26 protein-coding genes and 2 tRNA genes are annotated in these 23,843 nt (G+C 48.5%); 16 read left to right on the top strand and 12 right to left on the bottom strand.

Features of this window, described 5'->3' with window-relative positions:
- Positions 1-186 precede the first annotated feature (186 nt).
- The 4 genes from ACUVQO_RS15540 (at position 187) to ACUVQO_RS15525 (ending at position 2,556) form a co-directional block, all read left to right on the top strand.
- Complete coding sequence (locus ACUVQO_RS15540) at positions 187-1,038, top strand: diguanylate cyclase (protein ID WP_445926760.1); 852 nt, start codon at positions 187-189, stop codon at positions 1,036-1,038.
- Between the two features lie 27 nt (positions 1,039-1,065).
- Positions 1,066-1,620 (top strand): slr1658 superfamily regulator, encoded by a 555-nt coding sequence (locus ACUVQO_RS15535; RefSeq protein ID WP_445926759.1) that lies wholly within the window; start codon positions 1,066-1,068, stop codon positions 1,618-1,620.
- Positions 1,610-1,951 (top strand): slr1659 superfamily regulator, encoded by a 342-nt coding sequence (locus tag ACUVQO_RS15530; RefSeq protein ID WP_445926758.1) that lies wholly within the window; start codon positions 1,610-1,612, stop codon positions 1,949-1,951. Before ACUVQO_RS15535 ends, ACUVQO_RS15530 begins: the two co-directional genes overlap by 11 nt.
- Positions 1,952-2,184: 233 nt before the next feature.
- Positions 2,185-2,556, top strand: a complete 372-nt coding sequence (locus ACUVQO_RS15525) for a TSUP family transporter (protein WP_445926757.1) — start codon at positions 2,185-2,187, stop codon at positions 2,554-2,556.
- On the opposite strand, the gene def is transcribed toward ACUVQO_RS15525, so the two are convergent.
- Both def and ACUVQO_RS15515 read right to left on the bottom strand, forming a co-directional pair.
- Positions 2,542-3,087: a peptide deformylase gene (def, locus tag ACUVQO_RS15520; protein WP_445926756.1), complete on the bottom strand. Its 546-nt coding sequence runs from the start codon at positions 3,085-3,087 to the stop codon at positions 2,542-2,544. The two genes, ACUVQO_RS15525 and def, sit on opposite strands and share 15 nt — an antisense overlap.
- Before the next feature lie 6 nt (positions 3,088-3,093).
- Positions 3,094-4,323: an HhoA/HhoB/HtrA family serine endopeptidase gene (locus ACUVQO_RS15515; RefSeq protein WP_445926755.1), complete on the bottom strand. Its 1,230-nt coding sequence runs from the start codon at positions 4,321-4,323 to the stop codon at positions 3,094-3,096.
- 1,370 nt (positions 4,324-5,693) lie between these two features.
- Here ACUVQO_RS15515 and ACUVQO_RS15510 point away from each other — a divergent pair.
- Entirely contained in the window at positions 5,694-6,116 is a 423-nt protein-coding gene (locus tag ACUVQO_RS15510; protein ID WP_445926754.1) for a response regulator, read from the top strand.
- Here ACUVQO_RS15510 and ACUVQO_RS15505 read toward each other — a convergent pair.
- On the bottom strand, positions 6,083-6,277 hold the full coding sequence (locus ACUVQO_RS15505; protein ID WP_445926753.1) for a hypothetical protein: 195 nt from the start codon (positions 6,275-6,277) through the stop codon (positions 6,083-6,085). The two genes, ACUVQO_RS15510 and ACUVQO_RS15505, sit on opposite strands and share 34 nt — an antisense overlap.
- A gap of 757 nt (positions 6,278-7,034) precedes the next feature.
- On the opposite strand from ACUVQO_RS15505, the gene ACUVQO_RS15500 reads away from it, so the two are divergent.
- The gene (locus ACUVQO_RS15500; protein ID WP_445926752.1) at positions 7,035-7,259 is read left to right on the top strand and encodes a hypothetical protein; all 225 of its coding nucleotides are present in this window, start codon (positions 7,035-7,037) and stop codon (positions 7,257-7,259) included.
- Between the two features lie 6 nt (positions 7,260-7,265).
- On the opposite strand, the gene crtH is transcribed toward ACUVQO_RS15500, so the two are convergent.
- Entirely contained in the window at positions 7,266-8,831 is a 1,566-nt protein-coding gene (crtH, locus tag ACUVQO_RS15495) for a carotenoid isomerase (protein ID WP_445926751.1), read from the bottom strand.
- 382 nt (positions 8,832-9,213) lie between these two features.
- On the opposite strand from crtH, the gene ACUVQO_RS15490 reads away from it, so the two are divergent.
- The 4 genes from ACUVQO_RS15490 to ACUVQO_RS15475 all read left to right on the top strand — a co-directional run bounded on the left by ACUVQO_RS15490 (position 9,214) and on the right by ACUVQO_RS15475 (position 12,151).
- Entirely contained in the window at positions 9,214-10,305 is a 1,092-nt protein-coding gene (locus ACUVQO_RS15490) for a glycosyltransferase family 4 protein (protein ID WP_445926750.1), read from the top strand.
- Positions 10,306-10,621: 316 nt separating this feature from the next.
- On the top strand, positions 10,622-11,272 hold the full coding sequence (gene upp, locus ACUVQO_RS15485; RefSeq protein WP_445926749.1) for a uracil phosphoribosyltransferase: 651 nt from the start codon (positions 10,622-10,624) through the stop codon (positions 11,270-11,272).
- 111 nt (positions 11,273-11,383) lie between these two features.
- On the top strand, positions 11,384-11,734 hold the full coding sequence (locus tag ACUVQO_RS15480; RefSeq protein WP_445926748.1) for a hypothetical protein: 351 nt from the start codon (positions 11,384-11,386) through the stop codon (positions 11,732-11,734).
- A 129-nt stretch (positions 11,735-11,863) separates the two neighbouring features.
- The gene (locus ACUVQO_RS15475; RefSeq protein ID WP_445926747.1) at positions 11,864-12,151 is read left to right on the top strand and encodes a YggT family protein; all 288 of its coding nucleotides are present in this window, start codon (positions 11,864-11,866) and stop codon (positions 12,149-12,151) included.
- 32 nt (positions 12,152-12,183) lie between these two features.
- Here ACUVQO_RS15475 and ACUVQO_RS15470 read toward each other — a convergent pair whose 3' ends face one another.
- Positions 12,184-12,741, bottom strand: a complete 558-nt coding sequence (locus ACUVQO_RS15470; RefSeq protein ID WP_445926746.1) for a hypothetical protein — start codon at positions 12,739-12,741, stop codon at positions 12,184-12,186.
- 90 nt (positions 12,742-12,831) lie between these two features.
- On the opposite strand from ACUVQO_RS15470, the gene ACUVQO_RS15465 reads away from it, so the two are divergent.
- On the top strand, positions 12,832-13,449 hold the full coding sequence (locus ACUVQO_RS15465; RefSeq protein WP_445926745.1) for a hypothetical protein: 618 nt from the start codon (positions 12,832-12,834) through the stop codon (positions 13,447-13,449).
- Here ACUVQO_RS15465 and map read toward each other — a convergent pair.
- From map to ACUVQO_RS15430, 7 genes are all read right to left on the bottom strand, one after another.
- Positions 13,446-14,270 (bottom strand): type I methionyl aminopeptidase, encoded by an 825-nt coding sequence (map, locus tag ACUVQO_RS15460; protein WP_445926744.1) that lies wholly within the window; start codon positions 14,268-14,270, stop codon positions 13,446-13,448. The two genes, ACUVQO_RS15465 and map, sit on opposite strands and share 4 nt — an antisense overlap.
- Before the next feature lie 130 nt (positions 14,271-14,400).
- Positions 14,401-14,895, bottom strand: a complete 495-nt coding sequence (locus tag ACUVQO_RS15455) for a cupredoxin domain-containing protein (protein ID WP_445926743.1) — start codon at positions 14,893-14,895, stop codon at positions 14,401-14,403.
- Positions 14,896-15,071: 176 nt separating this feature from the next.
- Positions 15,072-17,966: a M16 family metallopeptidase gene (locus ACUVQO_RS15450; protein ID WP_445926742.1), complete on the bottom strand. Its 2,895-nt coding sequence runs from the start codon at positions 17,964-17,966 to the stop codon at positions 15,072-15,074.
- 99 nt (positions 17,967-18,065) lie between these two features.
- Complete coding sequence (locus ACUVQO_RS15445; protein ID WP_445926741.1) at positions 18,066-18,836, bottom strand: energy-coupling factor ABC transporter ATP-binding protein; 771 nt, start codon at positions 18,834-18,836, stop codon at positions 18,066-18,068.
- Positions 18,837-19,002: 166 nt separating this feature from the next.
- Entirely contained in the window at positions 19,003-19,779 is a 777-nt protein-coding gene (cbiQ, locus tag ACUVQO_RS15440) for a cobalt ECF transporter T component CbiQ (protein WP_445926740.1), read from the bottom strand.
- 9 nt (positions 19,780-19,788) lie between these two features.
- A complete protein-coding gene (locus ACUVQO_RS15435) occupies positions 19,789-20,163 on the bottom strand; it encodes a PDGLE domain-containing protein (RefSeq protein ID WP_445926739.1) in 375 nt (124 codons plus the stop codon).
- Positions 20,164-20,183: 20 nt separating this feature from the next.
- Entirely contained in the window at positions 20,184-20,879 is a 696-nt protein-coding gene (locus ACUVQO_RS15430) for an energy-coupling factor ABC transporter permease (protein ID WP_445926738.1), read from the bottom strand.
- A gap of 254 nt (positions 20,880-21,133) precedes the next feature.
- On the opposite strand from ACUVQO_RS15430, the gene rplS reads away from it, so the two are divergent.
- The 5 genes from rplS (at position 21,134) to purN (ending at position 23,440) form a co-directional block, all read left to right on the top strand.
- On the top strand, positions 21,134-21,496 hold the full coding sequence (gene rplS, locus ACUVQO_RS15425) for a 50S ribosomal protein L19 (RefSeq protein WP_445926737.1): 363 nt from the start codon (positions 21,134-21,136) through the stop codon (positions 21,494-21,496).
- Positions 21,497-21,696: 200 nt separating this feature from the next.
- Positions 21,697-21,769: transfer RNA gene (locus ACUVQO_RS15420), tRNA-Trp, on the top strand.
- A 311-nt stretch (positions 21,770-22,080) separates the two neighbouring features.
- Positions 22,081-22,152: transfer RNA gene (locus ACUVQO_RS15415), tRNA-Lys, on the top strand.
- Positions 22,153-22,350: 198 nt separating this feature from the next.
- Positions 22,351-22,626, top strand: a complete 276-nt coding sequence (locus tag ACUVQO_RS15410; protein ID WP_445926736.1) for a hypothetical protein — start codon at positions 22,351-22,353, stop codon at positions 22,624-22,626.
- A gap of 223 nt (positions 22,627-22,849) precedes the next feature.
- Complete coding sequence (gene purN, locus ACUVQO_RS15405) at positions 22,850-23,440, top strand: phosphoribosylglycinamide formyltransferase (RefSeq protein ID WP_445926735.1); 591 nt, start codon at positions 22,850-22,852, stop codon at positions 23,438-23,440.
- Positions 23,441-23,843: the final 403 nt, after the last annotated feature.

Here is a 23,843-nt window from a genome sequence, read left to right as displayed (position 1 = left end):
TGTTAATGTAGTCGCGGTTTCAAGCGCCGGATACTTTTCAAATGCTGGTTCAGGATTAGTTATTTTTTTTCTGAGAAAGTTCTTTAAAGCTCGAAGAGGTTAAGATTCATAAGAGCCATACTTATGTCTTCCCTCCCAAAGTCGCAGGCTCTCACTTGATGTTCTTTTGCTGCTTGTATTTACGGCATGGCTGTGGTAGAAAGCGAACAGCTGACAACTCAAGAGGTGCAGGTTTTGATAGAAAATGAACGGCTCCGTGGCGAAAACGAAGCCTTGAAGGGGGAAAACCGAGATTTGCAGATCGCTCTTTCTACGACGGCTCAGCACGGAGATGTAATTGAGTTGGAACTGCACGAAACTAATCAAAAGTTGAAAGCCGAGGTAGTTGAACGGCAACGAGCACAAGCCACCTTGCAGGCTTTAATTGAATTGATTAGCCAACAAAAACAGGATCTGGAAGTGATTGTGCAAACTATTATGGAACACGGAGATGTGCTGGATACTCAGTGGCATCAAAAGTTGCATGAAGCGACCCTGTTAGCAACCTATGATGGCTTAACCCAAATTGCGAACCGTCGTCGATTTGATGATTACCTGGAACAACAGTGGAAACAAATGGCCCGTGAGCGATCGCCCTTGGCCATCCTGCTGTGTGATATTGATCACTTCAAGGAGTACAACGACACTTATGGTCACTTGGCAGGAGATGATTGTTTGAAGCAGGTCGCTCAGACCCTCTTTAGATCCCTCAAACGTCCATCTGATCTGGTTGCCCGATACGGTGGCGAAGAGTTTGTCGTTATCCTGCCTCAGACCAACTTAGAGGGAGCCTTGAAAGTGGCCGAGTTAGTGCAAATGGCAATTCAGCAGTTGCAAGTGACCCATGCTCAATCTCCAGTCACTTCCCATATTACATTGAGTATTGGGGTGGCCAGTACCATTTCCCTCCCTCAAAAACCTGCCACAACCCTCTTAGACATGACCGATCGCGCGCTTTATCTTGCTAAACAACGCGGCAGGAATCAGATTGTTTACTAGCTTACAAGATTGAATCAATTTAGACTTATGACTCAAACGATCAGTACTCAGACTTTTGGAGAATTTGACCAGGAGATACCCACTAGCGAGGAGTATCTCACCATGAACTTTTCACCCAGTTCCGCTCCTCGTAAGCGCCGATGGAGTAATTACGGCTTGTCGGCGGACTTTTTGGGTGATTATTTTGCAGCCTTTTTCCCAGGAGATACCATAGAAAATAGTCCCCTGAATCGACGGGAGACGGTCAAAGCAGCAGTCAGTTACATTGCCAATGAGTTACTCGAAAACGCGGTTAAATATAGTGATGAGGTAGCCAAACGGCCTATTAGCATTTCCCTATATTTATATGAGGACAAAATTATTTTTCAGGCAATTAATCATGCGTCTCCAGCGATCGCGGATAAATATTGCCGCTTTATTCAACAAGTCCTGACTTCCGACCTGGATGAGCTATACACTCAGCAATTAGAACAAACTGCCCTGGAAAGCGGAGAATCGAACATGGGACTGCTCACCATGATGAATGACTATGCTGCTCGATTCGGCTGGCAGTTTCAAACTTCTGATAGTTGTGGAATTTAAAACAGACGATTACAGCATTTGGTATGAGGAAGCCGCTTCCACGGTTTATTTTCGTGGCTTTTTGCGATTAGACGGTATGGAAGAATACCAGCCTGTAATGGATCTGTTGCTCTCCGCTGTGGATCAATCTCCTACTTTGGTCCTGAATCTTCAGGAACTGGAATTTCTCAACAGTTCTGGTATTAGCATGCTGTCGATGTTCGTTGTTAAAGTGCGAGATCGGGGCGATGTGCAACTAATCTTACAAGGGTCAAACAAGGTGCTGTGGCAAACCAAATCCTTACGCAATTTACAACGCCTTATGCCCAGTCTGGCCCTGGAATTAACTTAAGGGCGATCAGGAACCAGTTTAGGATGTATAGCAATCCCTACAACTTTTGTCCTGTACTTAGGTGCTTGACTTGTGTGTGCAGGATAAGGATTATTGAGTTTACGCTGTCTAAAAAACAGCAAAGCATCCTTTACGCAGTCGCGCCAATCGGTAAACGGATGGTTGGTTAGTCTCCTCTATTGATAGGGCGATCGCTCTAAAATATCGAGACTACAGTTTTGAAGGAGTCCAGCGTGTCTACTGCGTTGATTCAGCTTTTGGTAATTGGGTTAGTGGCGGGTATAGCAGGTGGGGTGTTTGGCATTGGGGGTGGGGCAATTATGGTTCCAGCCATGGTATTGCTGATGAGTATGGATCAGAAGTTCGCCACCGGAACCTCGATCGCAGCGCAGATTCTACCAATCGGCTTACTGGCCGCGATCGTCTACTACCGCAATGGTAACTTAAATATTAAGTACGCGGTGGTGATTGCGATCGGGTTGCTGGTTGGCAACTTGTTTGGAGCCTTGTTTGCCAACCAACCCTACATCAGCAGCGAGACGGTGAAAAAAATCTACGGAGTTTTTCTGTTGGCGATCGGTGCTCGCTATCTATTTTTCCGTTGACCAACTGGCTCCCACAATACGTTCCTGATAGTCCTGTTCGCTAATCAGATCCTGAGTGTTTTCAACACGGTCAATGAATAAAATGCCATCCAGGTGATCTAGCTCATGCTGGAAAATTCGGGCTACAAAGTCGGTTAACTCCTGATGCTGGTGCTGACCGTAGCGATCGGTGTATTCCACAATGATCGCCTGATAACGAGGTACTAATCCCCGCACACCGGGAACACTCAAGCAGCCTTCCCAATCCTTCACCCGTTCTGCCGCATGGCTGGTGATTTGAGGATTAATCATCACTGTCGGTTCCATTACTGGTGCATGAGGATAGCGAGGTGTGGGTCGAGAGGCCACAATAAACAGCCGTTCTGATCTACCCACCTGGGGAGCCGCAATGCCCACTCCATTCGTCTGTTGCGCCGTTTGAATCAACTGATCCATGAGGGGTTGGAGAGAATTTCTCCGCGCCTCCTCAATCGGTTTGGCAACTCGCCGTAACACGGGGTGGCCCAGCTCAATCACCTGCAATCTGACCATAGCTCGCTATTCTCCTATCTGAGCGGCTTTCGTAGGGAATGCCCCTGGACTGACGGCCAGGATAATTAGCTGGCCTCTGCGTCGGAGTTCCACTTGCAAAGTGCCACCGATCGCACTGCTTTCAACGGCTCGTTGCACATCTTCTGCTTTACTGACCGTCTGACCATTGACGCGCAGAATAATATCTCCGGGACGCATCCCTGCTCTGGCCGCTGGGGAATTGGGTAAGACCTGGGCAACCAGCACACCGCGATCATCCTGAATTCTCAAACCACTGCTGGAGTCACTGTTAATTTGCTGTCTCACTTCCGGCGTGAGGCTAATCATGTTAATACCCAGGTAAGGGTGATCCACCTTGCCAGTGGTAATCAAGCGATCCGCAATCCGTTGGGCGGTGTTAATGGGAATGGCAAATCCCAACCCCTGCGCCCCACCGATGATCGCTGTGTTCATGCCAATTACTTCCCCGCGCTGATTCAGCAATGGCCCACCGGAATTGCCCGGATTAATCGCCGCATCGGTTTGAATAAAGCTAACCCGCTTATCGGGAACTCGTACAGCGGCACTGCTCCGACCTGTCGCGCTGATGATGCCAACGGTCACGGTATTGTCTAAGCCTAGGGGATTCCCGATCGCGATCGCCCATTCTCCCGGTCGGAGTTGATCGGAATTCCCCAGGCGCACGGTTGGTAAATTAGTCGAATTCACCTTTACAACGGCAACATCGGTCAAGGGATCAGCCCCCATCACTTGGCCCTGCAGTTGCTGACCATTCGTCAGCGTGACTTTCACTCGATCGGCTCCACTAACCACATGTGCATTCGTCAAGATCAGGCCATCGGAACGGATGATAAAGCCCGACCCCTGACCTCGCTCAACTCGTGTTGCCGGAGGAGTGGGAAAGTCTGAGCCGAAAAATTGCCGGAAAAAGGGATCTCTAAAGATAGAAGGGACTTGATTTCTCACGGTGCGAGACGAATCAATTCGGACAACGGCAGGCCCAACCTGCTGCACCACACCAACAATGAAGTTGGGGTCGGTTGCCGAGAGAATCGCACTACTTCGGTTGGGAACTTGAGCCACCAGAGAAGCTGAAGTCAATAAAGGGGTCGGTTGAGCCGCGATCGCTCTGGATGCCAAAATCTGATCTCCTGATAGGGCCATCCCCACTCCCAGTAGCGACATGGCCGAATACATCAACACTTTCTTGCAATTCGATCTTTGACGCTGATTCATAACACTGGCAGAAGTATTCATTGCAGTACTACGTTTTATCCAACTATCCTAGCTATTCCACTCCTGACGAATGTGTGACATTTTGGTCACACCGATGTCACACCTTAATACCAACAGGCAGTTCATACCCCACCGAAGATTACCCGTCTCAGGGCTGTGTATTTTGTCATTTTATTTTCATCTCTGAAACATAGGATCGTCACATCACTCTGAGACTATGAAATCACAGGTGAATGAACTGCAAGGATAGCCAACCAGCCGCTATTTCTGGAAGTCTTCAGGAGATTGGTCAGTTTTACGGTTTAGTCCACTTCGTTCAAGTGCGATGCCGGAATGGTTGTCTATCTTTTTCTCTCTTTAAACAATTTATATTGCTCAACTTTACCAACCAAATTTGCTCGCTTGCTTCAACACTCAAATGGGTGTAGTTCTGACAAAAGAAGCATACCAGCAGTTGAACTATGCCTTCGATCAGGGGGGTAACTTTATTGACACCGCTGAGATGCATCCGGTTCCCGCAAAGACCACAACTGACGGATGGAGAGAATCTTACCCTTAGAGGATGTTTTAAAGGCCTGTCTATTTGTCACCCTAGCAACTGAAGTCGCGGCTATAGGGAGAAAACCTGCTGACGCAGGTTACTGAAAACCTTGATTTGATTGAGTCTGCGTCAGCAGACTGAGTGAGTGTAGTCGCGATTTTAACCACCAGAGACTTTTTTTTCAGTATCTTTGCGGCATAGGCTAATCCAAAGTATAGAAGAAGTTCCCCGCTTCACCAAGTCTTTAAACTGCTTGGCTTAAGCTTTACAAAGTAAAGGCAAATAAAGCTTTGAAGAAAGTCAATAATTAGATGGAGTTCCCTGTCGTCTCAAGTATCCGTTTAGAGTGGGTATCAGGTAAACAGAACTACCACCTGAAAGCACTTTATTCAAGTTGATCGTTCCAGGACGAATTATTCTATGCTTAAAACTCACTCTACTAGTTAAGTGTACTGATACACGAGGTTATACCGGTAGGGTGCTGTTAGCGTTAGGATAACGCATCGATCCAATGGGAATAACCTCTTGTGTCATTACAGTTAGGGACTATTGATTAATAGTGTCTAAACCAAATCTAGCTAGAGAACGGACGTTTTCCGATTAGAGAAACTCCGGTTCTAGACTTGGATAAGGTTTAGATAGGCAAACTGCTAAGTCTTTTTTCTTAGAAGAAAGTTCAGTGTGTTTATCCAAGAGTGGATGATACGACCTATATATCAAGTAAATCAGTTCTCAAAAGCCAACATTGGCTAAGTATGCAAGTTTGCCTGATATATGTTTTGGCATATATTGAGGCAAAGTTTTACGTTTCAGACAAAGGTGACTTAAGTTGCAAGCAAGAATGATAGAAAAGCCAGCCTCCTCACCTAATGTAAAACTAAACATTGTGTTGGTTGAAGATAACGATATAAATCGGTTACTCATGCGGGATTTCCTCATCCACTGTGGACACTATGTAATTGATTTAGCGAATGCTGCTAACTTTCTTGAAACACTTGAGAAAATTAATCCGGATGTGATTCTACTAGATCTAAAGTTAAAAGATATTGATGGCTTCCAACTGCTTGAGCAGATCCAAATCCGTCCAAAGTTTCAGCAAATTCCCATTATTGTGATCTCAGGTTTAGCGTTTGAGGCCGACAAAAAGCGTGCTTTAGCTTTAGGAGTCCACAAATATCTGGTTAAACCGATTAATTTGAATGATTTAAGGCGAGTACTTCAAGAAGAGGTGGATTGCTCTTGGCGCTGCTGAGAAATGAAATCTTCAGTAATGCGGCTCACATTCTGTAACGTTTGACCTGCAGCTAGGCTGTGCGTCTCTAACTCTTCCGCTAAAAGTGTAATAGCTTGTAAGTGCTCCAAGGCTGTAGCGATCGAATCACGGATAAAACTTTCAAACTCATTAATGTCCATGAGTGACCAATAGACGACTGAGCCTTGTTGCAATTGATACATCCAGGATACTTTCTAATTCGCAAAGAAACCATTAAGCAAGTATAAAGCAGCATAAAAATCTTGTGCAGCGATCGTTCAAGGATAATAAAGCTTATATCAGGATATAAAAAGGCTGTTATTTGCCGATCGGGCTTAGAGGGTGTTTGATAAAGTATCTGGCGGTTAAAATCGCGACTACACTCACTCAGTCTGCTGACGCAGACTCAATCAAATCAAGGTTTTCAGTAACCTGCGTCAGCAGGTTTTCTCCCTATAGCCGCAACTTCAGGGTGCTTATCTATCAATCAAGCTACAAGTTATAAATGATCCAAATTTTCAAATTAATAGTTTCTACGGAGGGTGTCCGTACATTTACCGAATTTGAATTTAGTAATTCTTCCGGTGGCTTTAACCATCAACTATGCTTAATTTGAATTACTGAGCTTTTTTAGTAGCAGTGAGTCGAAAAGTAGCATCAAGATTGGGATTTGGGTTAAATAAATCATTTATTATAAGAAGGCGAGAAAAGCCTGAGATTTTTGAGATAAATCTTGTCCAAGTTTAGACCTGAAGTTTCTCTGATCGGAAAACGCCCGCTCTCTAGTTGGACTTGGTTTAAGTAACTTAAATTCGGTGCCAGGGTTTTCAAAATAGTGATGGGAGACTCTTCTATTAGAATTTTTCTTCCACTAACAGGTCTGCTGCGAGTGATCTTATTACCAATTCGTGAATAATCATGATCCCAATTAATTCAAATATGAAGAAAGTAGGAAATTCGATACCATTTAGCATTGAGCAAATGGTGCATAAAATCACCTCTTCTGGAAAGATTAGCCGCGCTGATCAGAAACAGTTCATGGCTGCTCTGCTTTCGCAAAAGACCATTAGTGCTGCTGAAGAAGCGATGATTAATCGTATTTTTGAATTGCTAAGGGCAGGCCGCTTAAGGGTAATTGACTAAGTGGCTTTACAACCCCAGGTCTACAGCAATTCGATGAGCACAGGCAAACCCAGAAAAGGAAACAGCGTTTAATCCCTGTCCAGGAAAGGTGCTATCGCCGACACAATATAGCCCTGGAATGGCTGTGCGATTAAAGGGCATACCCAACAGTCCAGGCAGTTTCCGAATTGGTATAGGCCCATAGGTACCATCTTCACGGCCCAAAAAGCGTCGATGAGTCCTTGGAGTGCCCACTTCTTGATAATCCAGATGCAGGGACAGATTGGGAAAGATTTTTTCCAGTCTCTGAATGATACGTTCTGCGGCAGCTTCCTTGCGAACTTGATAGTCTGCTGTTGACAATCCTTGCCAGGTTTCCATCCAACTAGGAGTAAACGCATGAATGATGTGATGGTTGGCAGGAGCAAGGGAAGAATCCAGTAGGGTAGGAATTGATACAAAGATAGTACCCTCTTCTGCTTCCATTCTTTCCCAGTCTTCCAAGAGAATATGATGGCATTCTGTATCTGGGGAAAGGCCCTCAGACTTCACACCCAGATGGAGGCTGAGGAAGCTAGGAGATTTGCGGTAACGGCGCTGCCAGCGTTGTTCTGAGGCTGGCATTTGGTCAGAGGGTAGTAACTTTTCAAAGGTATCCCACCGAGTCGCATTAGAGACAATGCGCTTGGCCCGAAAAATTTCTCCGGTCGCCAATTTTACGCCCACAGCCCGACCCTTTTCTTGCAAAATTTGGGTTACTCGCGCTTTGTACCGAATCACCCCATGGTAGTGTTCCAGTCCCTCAGCCAGATTTTGTGCAATTTTGCCAACACCACCTTTGGGATAGTTGATCCCACCGTAGTGGCGATCGCTAAACACCATCCCCGCATTAATCATCGGAGTCAAATCTGCAGGCACCATTGACCAGCAGTAACACTCAATGTCAATGAACTTCAGCAGATTTGGATCCCGGATCCATTTTCGGGCATAATCTCCCACATTCATGGGTAAATACTTTGCCAATCCCAGGCAGGCGGCTGGATTTTGGAAAAAAACCCGCATCAGATAACGGGGTTCTTCCAAAGACAGGAGTTCGATCGCATTCAGGCAATTAAATACCTTCCAGCATTCGTCATAAAATCGGCGGATGCCTTCATGCTCATGGGGAAAGTAGGCGATTAATTCTTCTAAAAAAGCTTCATAGTCTCGATGCACTTTCGGTACCAGTCCATTCGGTAGATGGTAATGAATTTGTACGGGATCGGGAATCGTTTCCAAGGGACGATCGATCGCCTCCAAGGCCCGGGTTAATAGATTGGTAGTACCGCGATCGCCAAAACCAAACATCATGGAGGCTCCCACATCAAATCGGTAGCCTGCGCGCTCAAAATAACCTGCGCTTCCTCCAGGAATCAGGTAACGTTCCAGGACTAAAACTTTTGCCCCCTTAACGGCAAGCTGAGTTGCTGCGACCAGACCACCAATCCCAGAACCAATCACGATCACATCCCACTCCTGCGCAAGCTGACTGGATGCAGGAGAGCGATGAGCAACAGGATCTGATAAATCACTCGTTGAGGTTGACTGGGACACGGAATACATAAATTAATCGAAATAACCAAAACCCTTACATAACCAGCCTATCGCCTCTCTTCACCTAAAATTCATGTCGGAATCAGGAAGTTTACTGATGTGGCCCTTAGCGGCGATCGCTGTCATTTGATGAAGTGACACTTATTTTACTGCAAAATCTGGCGTGGCTCCTTATTCTGACCTACGGTGTTCATGATGATGCGGCTTTTTATTTTTTTAAAGTTTCTGGGGGTGGACGACTTCTAAAACCTCATGCAAATATGACCTGAAGCACATAACTCAGTTATTTCCCAAGCATTTCTGCGTAAGTCATCCGCTTTCAGCGACCAACTGACTTTTTGTTCTTGCTCAACTCGGCACTGGGTGTATTAAGACGGCTAATATGAAGATTACTTTTGTCACACCCTATCCAGATCTTTCTGGTGGGATGCGTATTATTGCTCTCTACGCTCATCAACTTAAGCAGCGTGGACATGAAGTTGTTGTTGTTTCTACTCCTCCCTATCTACCAACCTGGATAGAACAGACGAAGTCCTTGCTGAAAGGAAAGGGCAGGATCCCTTGCCCAAGCAAGTATCCTTCACACTTTGATGGGCTGGATCTAGACTGTCGAATTAAAGATCACTACGAGCCTGTGACAGATGCGGATGTCCCCAATGCAGATGTGGTTATCGCAACTTGGTGGGAAACGGCTGAGTGGGTCGCCAAATTATCTCCTACAAAAGGAGCAAAAGTTTATTTTCTTCAGCACTATGAAGTGTTCGACTACTTGCCGAAAGAGCGCGTCAAAGCAACTTGGACTTTACCCTTCTATAAGATTGTGGTAGCACCCTGGTTAGCTGATATTGCCGTAATAGAGTACGGCAGTCAGCACGTTGCTTACGTACCCAATGGGATTAATTTGAAGCAGTTTAATGCGCCCCCGCGAGCTAAACAGTCTCGCCCAACGATTGGCTTTATGTACAGCGAAATCCCCTGGAAAGGATGCGATCTAAGTCTTGAAGCATTGAGGTTAGCTACCGAAAAGCATCCAGAACTACAAATTATTGGGTTTGGCCAGAGTCCTCCGCTGCCTGAATTGCCCTTGCCTAAAGGAACCATCTACTATCAGGTTCCCCCCCAACATAAGTTAAAAGATATTTACGCTAGTTGTGATGCCTGGTTATTCAGCAGCCGATGGGAAGGGTTTGGATTGCCGATCCTGGAAGCGATGGCTTGTCGTACCCCCGTCATAGGCACACCTGCTGGAGTTGCTCCTAACTTGTTAGCAGATGGTGCTGGCATCCTGGTTAACCCGGAATCTCCCAAGGATATCGCGAGTGCGATTGAGTATGTCTGTAAGCTAACCCCTGAAGAGTGGCAATGGATGTCAGAGAAAGCTTATAAAACGGCCCTCCAGTATGACTGTGAAATCACGACAGATTTGTTTGAGGCAGCCCTGCAGCGAGCAGTTCAGCAAGCACCTTCCCTGTAAACTTTGGCAGTTTTTTGATTAGGTCGTTTCTATTCAGAAGATTTTGCAAGAGCAACTTGAAAATGGCAAGTAAAAAAACGGGATTGATCTTTGAATCAGTCCCGTTTGCCCATCCTTCAGAGAGGAGAACACTTAAAAAGACTATAAATTTAATGAGATTTCATGTCAATATTATTGATATGAAATCTCATTAGCTATGGGCGATGACGGCGATCGTCGCCTGATGATTGTGGCTTATTCCCTCGCATCGCCTCATCCATCAGGGAAGAGGGTATGATGGGGCAATTGAGTTAGCGGCAATGCTTAATCAGAGCGTATGACCTCTCAGTTGCGTGTTTATGTTCCTCCCCACCCTTTAATCAAACACTGGCTAGGAATTGTCCGAGAAGCTTCTACACCTTCCGCTTTGTTCAGAAGCGCCATGACTGAATTGGGTCGCTGGCTCACCTACGAGGCGGTGCGAGAATGGTTGCCGACCAGAGACAGCACAGTGGATACTCCGCTTGCTCCCTGTCCGGCCACTTTTGTGGATCCTGATATTCCGATCGTCATCATTCCGGTATTACGGGCGGGTTTGGCGTTGCTGGATGGTGCCCAGTCCCTCTTGCCCCTGGCTTCTATCTATCACCTGGGGTTTGTCCGGAATGAAGACACCCTGGAAGCAAGCTGCTACTTGAATAAGCTGCCGGAGCGCCTTGATCCTCGAACCCGCATACTCATCCCAGAACCAATGCTGGCTACAGGCGGAACGATGGTTGCGGTGATGCAAGAATTGACGAAACGGAGCATTGATCCGGCGCTGGTGCGAATTGTTGCGGTTGTTGCGGCTCCTCCAGCCTTACAGAAACTCAGCGTGGCCTATCCAGGCCTAAACATTTACACAGCCGCTATTGATGAACATGTGAATGAAAATGGGTTTATTGTTCCGGGGCTAGGAGATGCGGGCGATCGCACCTTCGGCACCTGAAGTGTTACCCTGGGACACAAGACAATAGTGGCAAACACACTCAACACCCAGTAAGCTGGAAGTAGGATGGTTGGTTGGTTTCCTGCAATACACATTGATTTTTGGTTTGCAATGAGTCAACGAGACGGGTTTTCAAGTGGGTTTTTCCTGGGCACCCTTGTGGGCGGGGTGGTCGGCGGCATTGTGGGGGCACTGTTAGCGGCCAGACAACTGGGTGAGGCATCTGACACTCAGGATAGTCCCCTCAAGTCCAATACTTTGGAGACAAAACCAGACAAGAAGAAACGTTTGTTGAAAGCGCCAGGGAACCACACCGATATGGAAACTGCTCGTCGTAGTTTGGAAGATAAGATTGCTCAATTGAATGAGGCGATCGATGACGTGCGACAACAGCTTGGCGGAGTCAATGGTAAATCCCCCAAGGAACCGCTTGAAGCATCGATGGCCAAAGATCCACACTAACCAAGTAACCAGATGTTCTAAAAGGCGAGTGATAAACTGGTTGGCAAAGGTTTTGCCGTTCAAGATTGCTCAGCCAAAACTTTAATTTCCAGCCCTGTTAATTACCATTCAAAGAAATCGGAATCTGCTATGAGTTCTTTAGTTCCTCTGCTTGCTACCACCCTGGTGACTTTTATCAATATCTATACGGCGTTGTTATTCATCCGCATTCTCCTCAGTTGGTTTCCCAATATCAATTGGTTCGATCCACCCTTCTCTATCCTGAGCCAGATTACAGATCCCTACCTGAATATTTTCCGTAATATTATTCCCCCCCTCGGTGGCCTGGATTTTTCTCCAATTCTGGCATTGCTCCTACTTCAAATTGTGCAACAAGTTGCAACTACCTTACTGCGTCAGCTTACTTACACGGTCTAGCGACATTCCACTTCTGAGGGTTGAGCCCGGTTTTAGCGGCGGACTTTTCCTGTAAAGCCTGCCGCTTTAAATTGTTCTAATTTCAGCGGCTGGGGCTGATTGGCGGGCACGCTGATGCGCAATTCAAAGTCACTGATGCCGGGAGGAACCTCCTCGATCGATCCAAGGCGAGTCCGATTTTGCATCACTGAATCATTATTGGCATCGTAAATCCGCCCAAAAATGTCTGCATTCACCACGGGTTTACCAGACTTGTTTTCAGCTTTTCCGGTGACGATAAAACAATTCGCTGCCATTGTCGTACCACCACTGGTCACCGCTCCTTGAGCCAAGTCAGCGGGACATTCGTGATAGGAAATATCAAACAGCCGAATTTGAGTCAGGGCTAGGGCCGGTGGGGTGAGCCAACTGGTAAACACCCATAGCAGAGAACTGAGCAGCACAACCACTAAGGCTTGAAACCGGATTGGAAGCAGCATGACGGGATGACGGCAAAAAGCAGAGGGCAAAAGGCAGAAGGGAAGGCTGATTTTCATGCTAGACGGTGAGCGCAGATCAGGGCGAACGATCGTAAACAATGTTAGGAACACGAAGCAGAGCGAGCGAGTTGATGACAACGGATCCGCTTTTCAGCTTATCCTGAATCCAGGACAAAATTATCTGCAAATGCTGTCTCTCTTATGACGCCCGATGAAATTTCAGCCGCTCTCCAAGCCGCGTTTCATCAGTGTGAAGTGGCTGCCATTCCCCTGACTGCCCAACAACAGCAGATTCTCTGGCAGGCATTGGGGATAACAGACCAGAATGGACAGGGTACATTGGCTAATCCCCTGACCCAACTGTCTGCAGCCGAACGACAGGCATTGTTGCAATTCATCAGGCATCAGACGCAGGAGAGATTGGACTGGAAAACCACTTTGCTCAACGATTGGCTGCAGGGCCGTGATTCTGGTGTAGTGCAGTTTATTCGCGATCGCTACGGCATCCAGTGGCTGGAGCAAGTGCAATCCTCTCACTTGGCAGCCTACGACAATCCGGAGGATGATGAAACGCTGCGGTTGCAGGTCGGCGATCGCATTGAGATTACCAATGGGCTATGGGAGTGGGTACAGGAGAGTGGCCCCTGCAGTCGGGAGTGGTTTCCCTGTACGGTAGTGAGTGTGTGGGAAGGAGATGCCAGCCTGGAGGATACCTATCGCCATACCAGTTGTGTGGTGCGCTTTGAGAGTGGCGCAGAATACGAAATTCAGGGCATTTATGAATGGAACCGTCCCAACTGGCGCTGGTTGAGAAGTTAGAGGTAGGTGCGATCGGTCAAAATCTCGTAGCCCGTATCTGTTACCAGAACAGTGTGTTCAAACTGAGCAGAGAGGCAATTATCCACGGTTACTGCCGTCCAGCGATCGCTGAGAATACGGGTCACCTTGGATCCGGCATTGACGATTGGTTCAATCGCCAGAGTCATCCCTGCCCGCAGTTTGACGTTGGGCATTTGATGGGTGCGGAAGTTGAACACGGAAGGTTCTTCATGGAGATTGCGTCCCACCCCATGTCCGGTAAAATCTTCCACCACACTGTATCCGTTTGCTTTAACGTGATCTTCGATCGCCCCTGCCAGATCCAGTAGAAAGGCTCCGGCACGAACCTGTTCAATGCCTTTATAGAGGGCTTCTTCGGCAACCTGGATGAGTTTCTTGGCAGCAGGAGTGACTTCTCCGACCGCGATCGTGATACAGGAATCGCCGTGAAAGCCTTCAAAGAAAGCCCCGGTGTCTACCTTCAGCACATCGCCAGAGCGGATGACTTTGCGCTTACTGGGAATCCCATGCACGACTTCATGGTTCAATGAGGAACAAATGGAGCCAGGAAAGCCATGATAGCCTTTGAAACTGGGGATAGCTCCCATTTCCCGAATTCGCTTTTCTGCATGAGCATCCAGATCTGCCGTGGTCATTCCCGGTTCGACCAGTTCGGCAAGCTCCTTTAGTACCCTTGCCACGATCCGGGATGCCTGCCGCATGATTTCAAGTTCACGGGGGGACTTAATTTCAATGCCACGACGTTGTTTGCTGGGAGCAGGCAGGGCAGGTTTGTTGAGCAGTTGAGTCAGAAGGTTCATGCGGTTAGAAGAGCGAAGTGAGCCAGTATTGCAAAGCAATATTACCAATCTTTAACTTAACCTAATTTAATTATAGAACTGGAGAGTGGGGGAACCGATAAACCAGCTGACTTCGTAAGCCATTTATTTCCTAAGCCACCTTTGTTGAGGCAGAAATTCCCAGTTTCCCGACCATACCTGCTTCGGCATGCCCTGGAATGGAACAATGCAGTTCATAGGTGCCGGATTTAATGGGAACAAAGACCCACTCGGCAGTTGTACCTGGTTTTAATTCCAGTTCACTGATGGTTCCTTTCACTTCAACACCGCCCGCTTCCACTTTTTGCGACCAGATGCTATCGGCAAAATCCTTTGCGGTAAAGTAGTGTTTGCTGCTGCTGGGATTAGTGAGGATAAGTTTATATCGTTTCCCCGCTGTGAATTGCAGGGCGTCTGGAAAAAACTTCAATTCATTGGCGGCATTACCCAGGCTGACATTGATTTCGATCGGCGGTTGGCGTAATAAATCGGCTCCGGCATTGAAGGTAGCTGCCTTGCTAGGAGCGCTGATGGCTAACCACATGAGCAGCCCGATCAACCGACTGAGGCAGAGTTGCAGGCTGCAATGTCTGAGATTTTGCAACATAATGAATTGAAACGTTTGCGTAGTATTGAATATACGGTCATCCTGCCATACTTTTCTGACAAAATTAGGGGTTGCTCACAAGGAGCATGCGGTGGTGTTCTAGACTTGGGAGTGATATTCCGGAGAGACGTTCTGCCGAAACGTCTCTACAAAATCCAAATAACAGGGTTGAAATACTAAGGGTTGCTCTGAGTTTGGAATGTGGCGGTGGGTGGGCCAGCGGTGACAATTACCAGATTGTCGGGATGCAATAGGTCTTTGATCACCTGCTTGACTTGTGCCAGGGTGACAGCCTCAATTTTGGCAGGAAATCGGCGAATCTCATCTAGGGGTAATCCGTAGACCTTGTTCATCAGCAAAGCATTGGCTAGAGCATCGGGGGAAGCCAGTTCAACCGGATAAGCACTGGTCAGCGATCGCTTGGCTGCAGCCACTTCAGCCGGAGTTACACCCTGTTCTCGAACTTGCTGTAACAGTTTAATGGTGCTGGTAATGGCGCGATCGGCATCCTCCGGAGCCGTTTGCATCGAGATCAGGAAGGGGCCGGGCTGCATTCCGGCCTGGAACATACTGTAAATACCGTAGGTGAGTCCCTGGCGATCGCGAATTTCGGTCCCCAGACGACTGGATAGGGTATCACCGCCAAGAATCTGATTCATCACTAGTGAGGCGTAATAACGGGGATCCTTACGATCAATTGCGTTGTAGCCCATGAAGGTAACGGACTGAGTTTTCCCCGGCAAAATAGGATTCAGGCGGGTCGTGCTTTGCGGCAGGGGGACGGTTGGGTAGGTCGGTTGGGCATCTGAGGCCTTATTCTGCCAGCTTCCCAACTCTTTGACCAGAAGGTTACGCACGCCGATCGGGTCAAAATCTCCCACCAGAGTTAAGATGGTGCGATCGGGCTGGTAGTGGGTTTGGTAGAAGCGCACCAGATCATCGCGAGTGATTTGTTTCAGGCTGACTTCGCTGGGAAAGGTATGAAAAGGATGGGTAGGCGGATAAACTTTCTGCTGAAAGGTACGACGTGCTAGACGGCCAGGATTATCCAGTTCCAGTTGCAGCGCGGTTAATGCCTGTTGACGGCTCAATTCTAATTCTTTATCCGGGAAGCTAGCATTTTGCAGCACATCGGCCAGTATCTGAATCAAGGTTGGCAAATCTGACGTTAGAGCCTCACCGGAAATTCCCACCCCTTCTCGATTGGCTCCAAAGGCAAGGCTGGCTCCCCGATTTTCTAAAGCTTTGGCGATTGCCAGTGCATCCTGAGTTTTAGTGCCATTCATCAGGTTATTGGCGGTGAGGCTGGCTAATCCTGCAGTTTCCGCTTGATCGTAAGCGGTGCCAGCCTGAATATGGCCACTGAGGGTAACGGTTGGGGTACTGCGATCGCGCAATAACAGAATCTGTAAACCATTCTTCAGCGTCAGCTTTTCGGGTAGCGGTTGATTTACTGGCCGCGCCAAAGGTGGAGTTGCGGGTAAGTACTTGGCCAACTCTGCCGGATCTACAGGCACTCCAGGGCTAAAGTTTTCGCTTGTTTGAGAAACACCGCCTGTCATAGCTCCTGATGCTCCTCCTGCCGTAGTGGGTTCAAAAAAGCCCACTGTTCGACGGTTGGGAGTCAGGTAGGTGCTGGCTACCCGTTGCACATCGGCTGCTGTCACTTGGTCTATCGCGGCTAAGAGGCGATCAGTATAACGGTAATCTCCTGTGGAAACTTGATCGTCTCCTAACTGATAGGCCTGACTGGTGATGTCGCGATTACGCAAGATGATCGAGGCTCGCAACTGCGCCTTTGCTCGCTTTAACTCCTCGGGAGTCACCCCTTTCTCGCACAAGTCGGTAACCACTTGTTGTAACGCCTGATCCACCGTTTTCAAGTCCTTGCCGGGAGCCGCCGTGACTGAAAATTCATACCAACCACCCGCAATCATGTTAGCGGCTCCTCCCTCGGCTCCACTGGCCAGTCCACTTTCCACCAGGGATTGATAGAGACGGGAACTTCTGCCGCCTGTCAAAATGTAGTCCATGAGTTGCAGGGCAGGCACATCTGGGTGACTCACCGCTGGTAAGGGATAGACCGCATGTAACAAGAACACGCTCCCTGGTTCCCGTAATACAATTGGCTCCTGATTAGCAGAGCTGGTTCCACCAGCGGGTTTGCCTTCGAAAGCGGCAGCGGCAGTATCTCTCGGCAATGGTGTCGCTGGTTTAGGGATTTGACCAAAGGTAGCTTCAATCTGCTTCAGCAACTCATCGGTCTTAAAGTTGCCCACCACAATCAGGGTGGCATTATCGGGACGGTAGTAGGTGTCGTAATAATAGCGCACCTGATCCACGGTAAATTTCTCCACATCGGACTTGGTGCCCCCAACAGTCAAACCATAGGGACTGTCAGGCAGGGCTTGCCGCATCACCGCTCGGCTCAGGCGATAATTGGGGCTATTCTCGTAGCCCTGCAATTCTGAAATCACCACCCGTTTTTCGCTGGCTAATTCCTTCTCGCCAATCAGGGAATTGCGCATGCGATCGGCTTCCAGCACCAGCAGCGCATTCAACTTATTCTGCTCCACCGTACCGAAGTAAGCCGTCATGTCGTAACTGGTAAAGGCATTCAAGTCACTGCCCAAGGCACTGAAAAGCCGCCCAAATTGAATCGGACGTTCCTTCGTTCCCTTAAACATTAAGTGCTCCAACTGGTGGGCAATGCCATTTACTCCCGGAGCCTCATTGCGGGAGCCAACGCGATACCAGACCTGGACTGTCACGACGGGGGCCGTATTCACTTCTTTGGTCAAGACCGTCAGGCCATTACTCAAAACCGTTTTCCGGACTCCCTGAGTGAGAGAAGGGGTAGATGAACTGGTCGGGGTGGCCGTTTTTTGACTGATAGAGGCTTGTTGACTGAGAACGCTGGGTTTTGTCAGTACAGCACTATCGGTTGCAATGGATTGAGATGAAGCGGGTTGAGAGAAAACAGGGGTGCCAGTTATCAGTGTCAGAGTTAAGCATCCAGCAAATAACAGACTCAAACGGGTGTAGCGATGAAGGTGAGTGGGAAAGGACATAGCGTGACAACAGTAAGCACTAGAGATAGAAAAACCCAGTTTAGCCGCCCCTCAGGACGTTGGTATGACAATGGCACATCAGAGGTATGAAAGAATTTACTATACCACCGGAGCATGGCTGATCAAGCAGTAGGGACGGCTATAGCTGAGAGGCATTTCCAGCGCATATTGCTGCAGCAACTCGGCATCGCTCATAATTTGCTCAGTTGGCCCATCATAAACAATCCGTCCCTCCGCTAACACGACGGTACGATCGCATAGTTCCAGAGCCAAGTCTAGATCATGGGTGGCAATCAGTTGCGTCAGTGGCAGAGAATTCAGTAGCTGAATGAGTTGCCGACGACTGCGGGGGTCAAGCTGGGCAGAGGGTTCATCTAGCACCAACACCTGCGGTTTCATCGCCAGCACTCCCGCGATCGCCACCCGCTTCTTTTCTCCACCTGACAAGTTATTAGCATTGCGGGGGCCATAGGACTCAGTATCTAGCCCCACCGCCTGCATCCCAGCGATCGCCCGTTCCTTAAGCGCAGTTCCCCGTAACCCCTGATTCAATGGACCAAACGTCACATCTTCCCACACCGTTGGCATGAATAATTGATCATCCGGATTCTGAAACACCAGGCCAACAAAATTCCGCACAGCTTTCAAGTTTTGAGGCTTGATCGGCAACTCCCCAACGACAACGTTTCCCGTTTGAGCCATCAGTAACCCATTAAAGTGGAGTAATAGAGTTGACTTGCCTGATCCATTCGCTCCGACCAGTGCCACCCGTTCTGTCGCCCGAATGGAGAGGTTAATATCTGTTAGCGCTTGAGTGCCGTCCGCGTAGGTATAACTCAGGTTGGTAATTGTAATTGGGTTGTGGTGCATGGAAACGAGAACACTCAGACGTAAAGCGAGACATGACAAGTCGGTCGGTGGACCTAGTTAACTTTCTAACAAAATTGTCATTGGTCCTTGGTCATTGGTCATCGGCGAATAGCTGTTTGCAAAGAACAAACTGATTCAGTATCCGCTTGCACCAACCTGGATGCCCTTAGAACAGATAAATCGCCTGTCCCACAAGCACCACCAGGATTGTCAGTGTTAAGGCCATCATGTCTAATCTGCTACTTGTGGGCAGATCAGCAACGGGAGGGATACCTTCATAGCCGCGTGACAGCATGGCTTGATGCACTCGCTCCCCCTGTTCATAGGTGCGGATGAACAAGGAACCAAACATATTGCCAATCACTAATCGTTGCCAGTTCCGGTTACCCATCAAATTTCGCGACAGGGCCGCTCGTCGCATGGAGGTAAACTCATCAACCAGCACGGCGATGTAACGGTACATGGAAGCCATAATCGCTACCAGAAGTGGTGGCACTTTCAGAGCCACGAGTGCATGCAACAGCAGGGGAACCGAAGTGGTGAGAGTCAATACGTTAAGCAGGATCAGGCAGAGTACCGCTTTCACGGCGACACTGCCTAAGATGGTTAATCCAGCCGTCGTGATCTTAAGCCAGCCCCACTGCCACAGCACCTGTCCTCCCTCACGAAATAAGGTTCCCAGCAGGACAACACCAACAAAAGCAGACTCCATCATTAGCCGCCGGAATAGGACTGCCCAGGTGACCTGACTGAGCAAGAGCAGTCCTAGAATCCCGATCGCGTAGACCCCCCACGTCCACCACTGACCATTAGGAGTAAAAGAAATGGCAAAAACTGGCAGCACCGCACATAGCACTCTAGTCTGAGGCACTAGAGTATGCCAGGGAGTAGCACGTTTGCTGTCCACATCCAGATGGATAGCTCCCAGGTGCAGCAAGAGCATGAGCGCTTTCTACTCCAGCGGCTCGTCAGAGTAGGGCGGAGTTGCTGTTGGCGTTTTGGGAATCACCAGTTTACCAATTCCCCAAGCCAGGCCAAAGGCAGCGAGAGTGCCTACCAGGCCAGCGATCGGAGTGGCGATCGGTTCTGGCACACCTCGCAGGGCATATTCCTCGAACACCAGATAAAAGGGAAGTTGCTTAGCAGGATGATCCTCAGCGGCCTTCTGATCAAATTTCAGATCCTGAGAAACCCGATCCAGACCATCGGGATCCTTGCTGGCAAACGGAGACAGAAAAATAGCAATCAGCAACGCTGTACCCAGACCAGCAATTACCAGGGCACGATTGCGAGTATTGAGGCGATCGCGAGTCATGACAGTCTCCACAAAACGTAAAGTTAAAGCCGTTAACGAGACACCAGGGGACGTACCGCAGAACGTTGCTTCCGAGGCGGATCATAAAACAAATCAGGTCGGGTACGCCAGATAAAACTGACCGTCACCACCGAAATAATCGCTTCACCGATGCCAATCAACACATGCCAGCCTATCATCGCTGTCAGTGCGACTGCTAATGGCACTGTGCCCGACAGAGCTAACTGCAAAGCAACAGCCGTCGCTGCCACGACCACACTTGTCCATGCGGCTACTGCAACACCCGTTGCCATCCCTACCCAGCGATCGCGCCCAATTGCAAAGCGAATCGTCCGATACAGGTAGTAGCCACCAAACGTGCCAATCAACCCCATGTTGAAAATATTGGCACCCAGAACAGTCAATCCTCCATCCTGAAACATCACACTCTGAACAATGAAAACCACCGCCATCACCAGGGAACCTGCCCAGGGGCCTAACAATACTCCAGCTAAGGTGCCGCCCAACAGGTGTCCAGAAGTTCCACCCGGAATCGGAAAATTAATCATCTGAGCGGCAAAAATGAAGGCAGCACAAACTCCCATGAGAGGAACAGCCCGTTCCTGATATTCCGCTTGCACCCGCTTTAAACAAATGGCGATCAAGGCTATCGCAACAACCCAGGTCAATAAACTGACGGGCAAACTCAAAAAACCATCGGGAATGTGCATCGCCAGCAGGGAAGACATCCTGTTACCCTGCCATGCACCTGAAGCCAAAACTGTGAGCATGTTTTAAGATCCTGAAATTAACAGCCAAAACACTGGAAGCATGTAATTTCCATTACATAGTGAACTTTCCATGAGATTCAATCCTCCAAAGGGGGATTTTAGAGGAGATTTAAGCCGACCTTAAGGATTCTAAAAACAAACCCGCTTTTGGGACTAGACTTTCAGCCTTTCGACCCGCTATAGTTAAAGACTGTGAGTTTTTGGCCAGGACTATGCACGCCCAGGAAATTATCCGCTCGATTGAAGCGGAACAAATGAAAACGAATCTGCCAGTCATTTATGTGGGTGACACGGTAAAAGTCGGTGTCATCATTCAAGAAGGTGGCAAAGAACGGACTCAGCCCTACGAAGGGGTGGTAATTGCCAAAAGAGGCGCTGGCATCAATCAGAACATTACAGTCCGCAAAATCTTTCAAGGTGTCGGTGTAGAGCGGGTCTTTCTCCTCCACTCTCCCCGCATTGACAGCATAAAGGTACTGCGTCGCGGTAAAGCTCGCCGTGCCAAGCTATACTATCTGCGGAATCGGGTGGGTAAAGCGACTCGCCTCAAACAACGGTTCGATCGCGCAATCTAATCCTTGGTCATTTGTCCTTGGTCATTGGCAAGGAGGCAACAAGGGTAGAACCGCGATCGCAAGCGGCTTTTCAACTTGTTGCCTTTGGTATCCCTCGAAGACTACTTGCTGTTGGCAAAAGATTCACAGCAAATGACCAATGACGAATGACAAATACCAAACCTGCTACACTAAAGCTACACAATCAATTCTGCTCCCTTGCGCTCTTAGTTCAGTTGGTAGAACGCAGGTCTCCAAAACCTGATGTCGGGGGTTCGAGTCCTCCAGGGCGCGTTAAACATAAAACCCTTGAAGCTATTGGTTTCAGGGTTTTTTCTGCGTTTTGGAGATAACGACTAGGAGGTATGAATTTAGTACAAAAGCTCTAGTATTTGGATGCTTTTGGGGTAAGAAAATATCAGGCCCAATCCCTGCTCACTCAACGGTTCTGCTCTCTTGGCTCTTAGTCAGATGTCTTTACAAGACCCACATTTCGGCCAGTTAAACCGGGTTGTCCTAAAATAAGAGTTGCTGGTTAATCAACTCCCTTTGAGACAAATCACCCTTACTGTGTTATCCTTAGAAATATTGCAAATTTGGCGTGTGGGTCGCTAGCTCAGTGGTAGAGCACTCGGCTTTTAACCGATTGGCCCTGGGTTCGAGCCCCAGGCGACCCATGTAAAACTCCCACAATGCGTTACGGCTAGAGCCTAACATAGAGCTTGCCCCCTTCCCCAAGCTTCCTATGCCTTGCACCAAATCAAAATCCCAACAGGCCTGTCAGGATTTAAGCAAAGCCTACCTCTTTTAAGGGTGGAAAGATCGGCATTCGTTTTTTAGAGCAAATTAAAGGGCTGTTTGTCCAGGTACTGCTATTGGCCGTTAAGGCTAGGGTATTAACTCTGGACGATGTCAGCCTTGACGGGATTAAGATTCATGCGGATGCGTCCAAGAGTAAAGCTGTCAGTTATGGGCACTGGGTGAAACTGCGTGCCACTCTTAAAGCAGAGGTGGATGAGCTGCTGAAGCTGATTGAAGCCGCTGATGCGCCATTCCTGCCAGAGGGGGTAAATGTCAGTGCAGAAATCGAACGACGGCGGCAGCAATTGGCTAATTTGACCCAGGCGAGGCTGGAAGAACGTTCAGGATGAGCGGTCTCTGGTCTGCCTCGCCTTCAACCTGAAGCAATTCTATAACTTCGGCGCAACTATTCAGTTTTCTCCGATAGGCTCTAGGCAGGAGTACTTTTTCTGAATCGGATTCTCATAGAGAATAGGGGGCAGTTAACAAGACATAGCCCTTATGAGTAATCAGTCGGAATCGGCTCCGGTGTCCCTTAGTTTAATCTCGCCCCATTACGTTCCACAGCCCCAGATGAATAAACCTCCCTTACAGTTGGGGGTCATGGCTTCAGGGAGTGGTAGTAATTTTGAGGCGATCGCTCAGGCGATTGCAGATCAGCGCCTGCATGCAAAAGTGCAAGTTGTCATCTACAACAATCCCGGTGCCAAAGTAAGGGAACGGGCAGAGCGGTGGGGCATTCCTGCCGTATTACTGAACCATCGAGAGTTTGCCAGCCGGGAAGCCCTGGACGAGGCGATCGTCAAAATGATGCGGCAGTACGGGGTGGATTACGTGATCATGGCCGGATGGATGCGGATTGTCACCACGGTGCTGATTGATGCGTTTCCCGATCGGGTACTCAATATCCATCCCAGTTTGTTACCCAGTTTCAGAGGAGCCCATGCAGTTGAAGAGGCATTGCAGGCTGGTGTGAAAATTACCGGCTGCACAGTACATCTGGTGCGCTTAGAAGTTGATAGCGGCCCCATCCTGATTCAGGCAGCCGTTCCTGTATTACCAGATGACACTCCAGAAACCCTACAAGCCCGAATTCAAGTGCAGGAACATCAAATTTATCCTCAGGCGATCGCGCTTGTGGGCGATCGGGATTTTGGATTTTAGATTTTGGGTTGGCGCGTGGTGTGTGGCGCGTGATCACAATTATTGGGGCTTGGATTTTATGCAGGGACAACCTAAAAAAAATTGAAAAAGAAAAGATGTTGGCCAATGAAATGTATCTAGCATCCAAGCCAGAATTGGCTTCTGAAAGTTGGCAGGCTTTTTATCTAACTCGCTTTTATACACAGAGTAGCAGCAGACGATCTTGACCAACGATCGCAGATCTCACAATGATCGCAGGTCTCAGAGAACTATTTGAGAAGGAGGGAAAAAACACTCAAATTTTGCTGCCCTTTCACTAACACAACGTGAAAATCAGCATGGCAGCAGTGGGACAGGCATAGCAAAACGTCTATAGAAAACTCGCGTGAGAACCCCGGTCTTTTAAGCCGGGGATGAAACGCAG

The sequence above is a fragment of the Leptodesmis sp. genome (assembly GCF_052746595.1).
The sequence above is the reverse complement of the archived record's forward strand: the minus strand, read 5'-3'. Positions and strand labels throughout refer to the sequence as shown.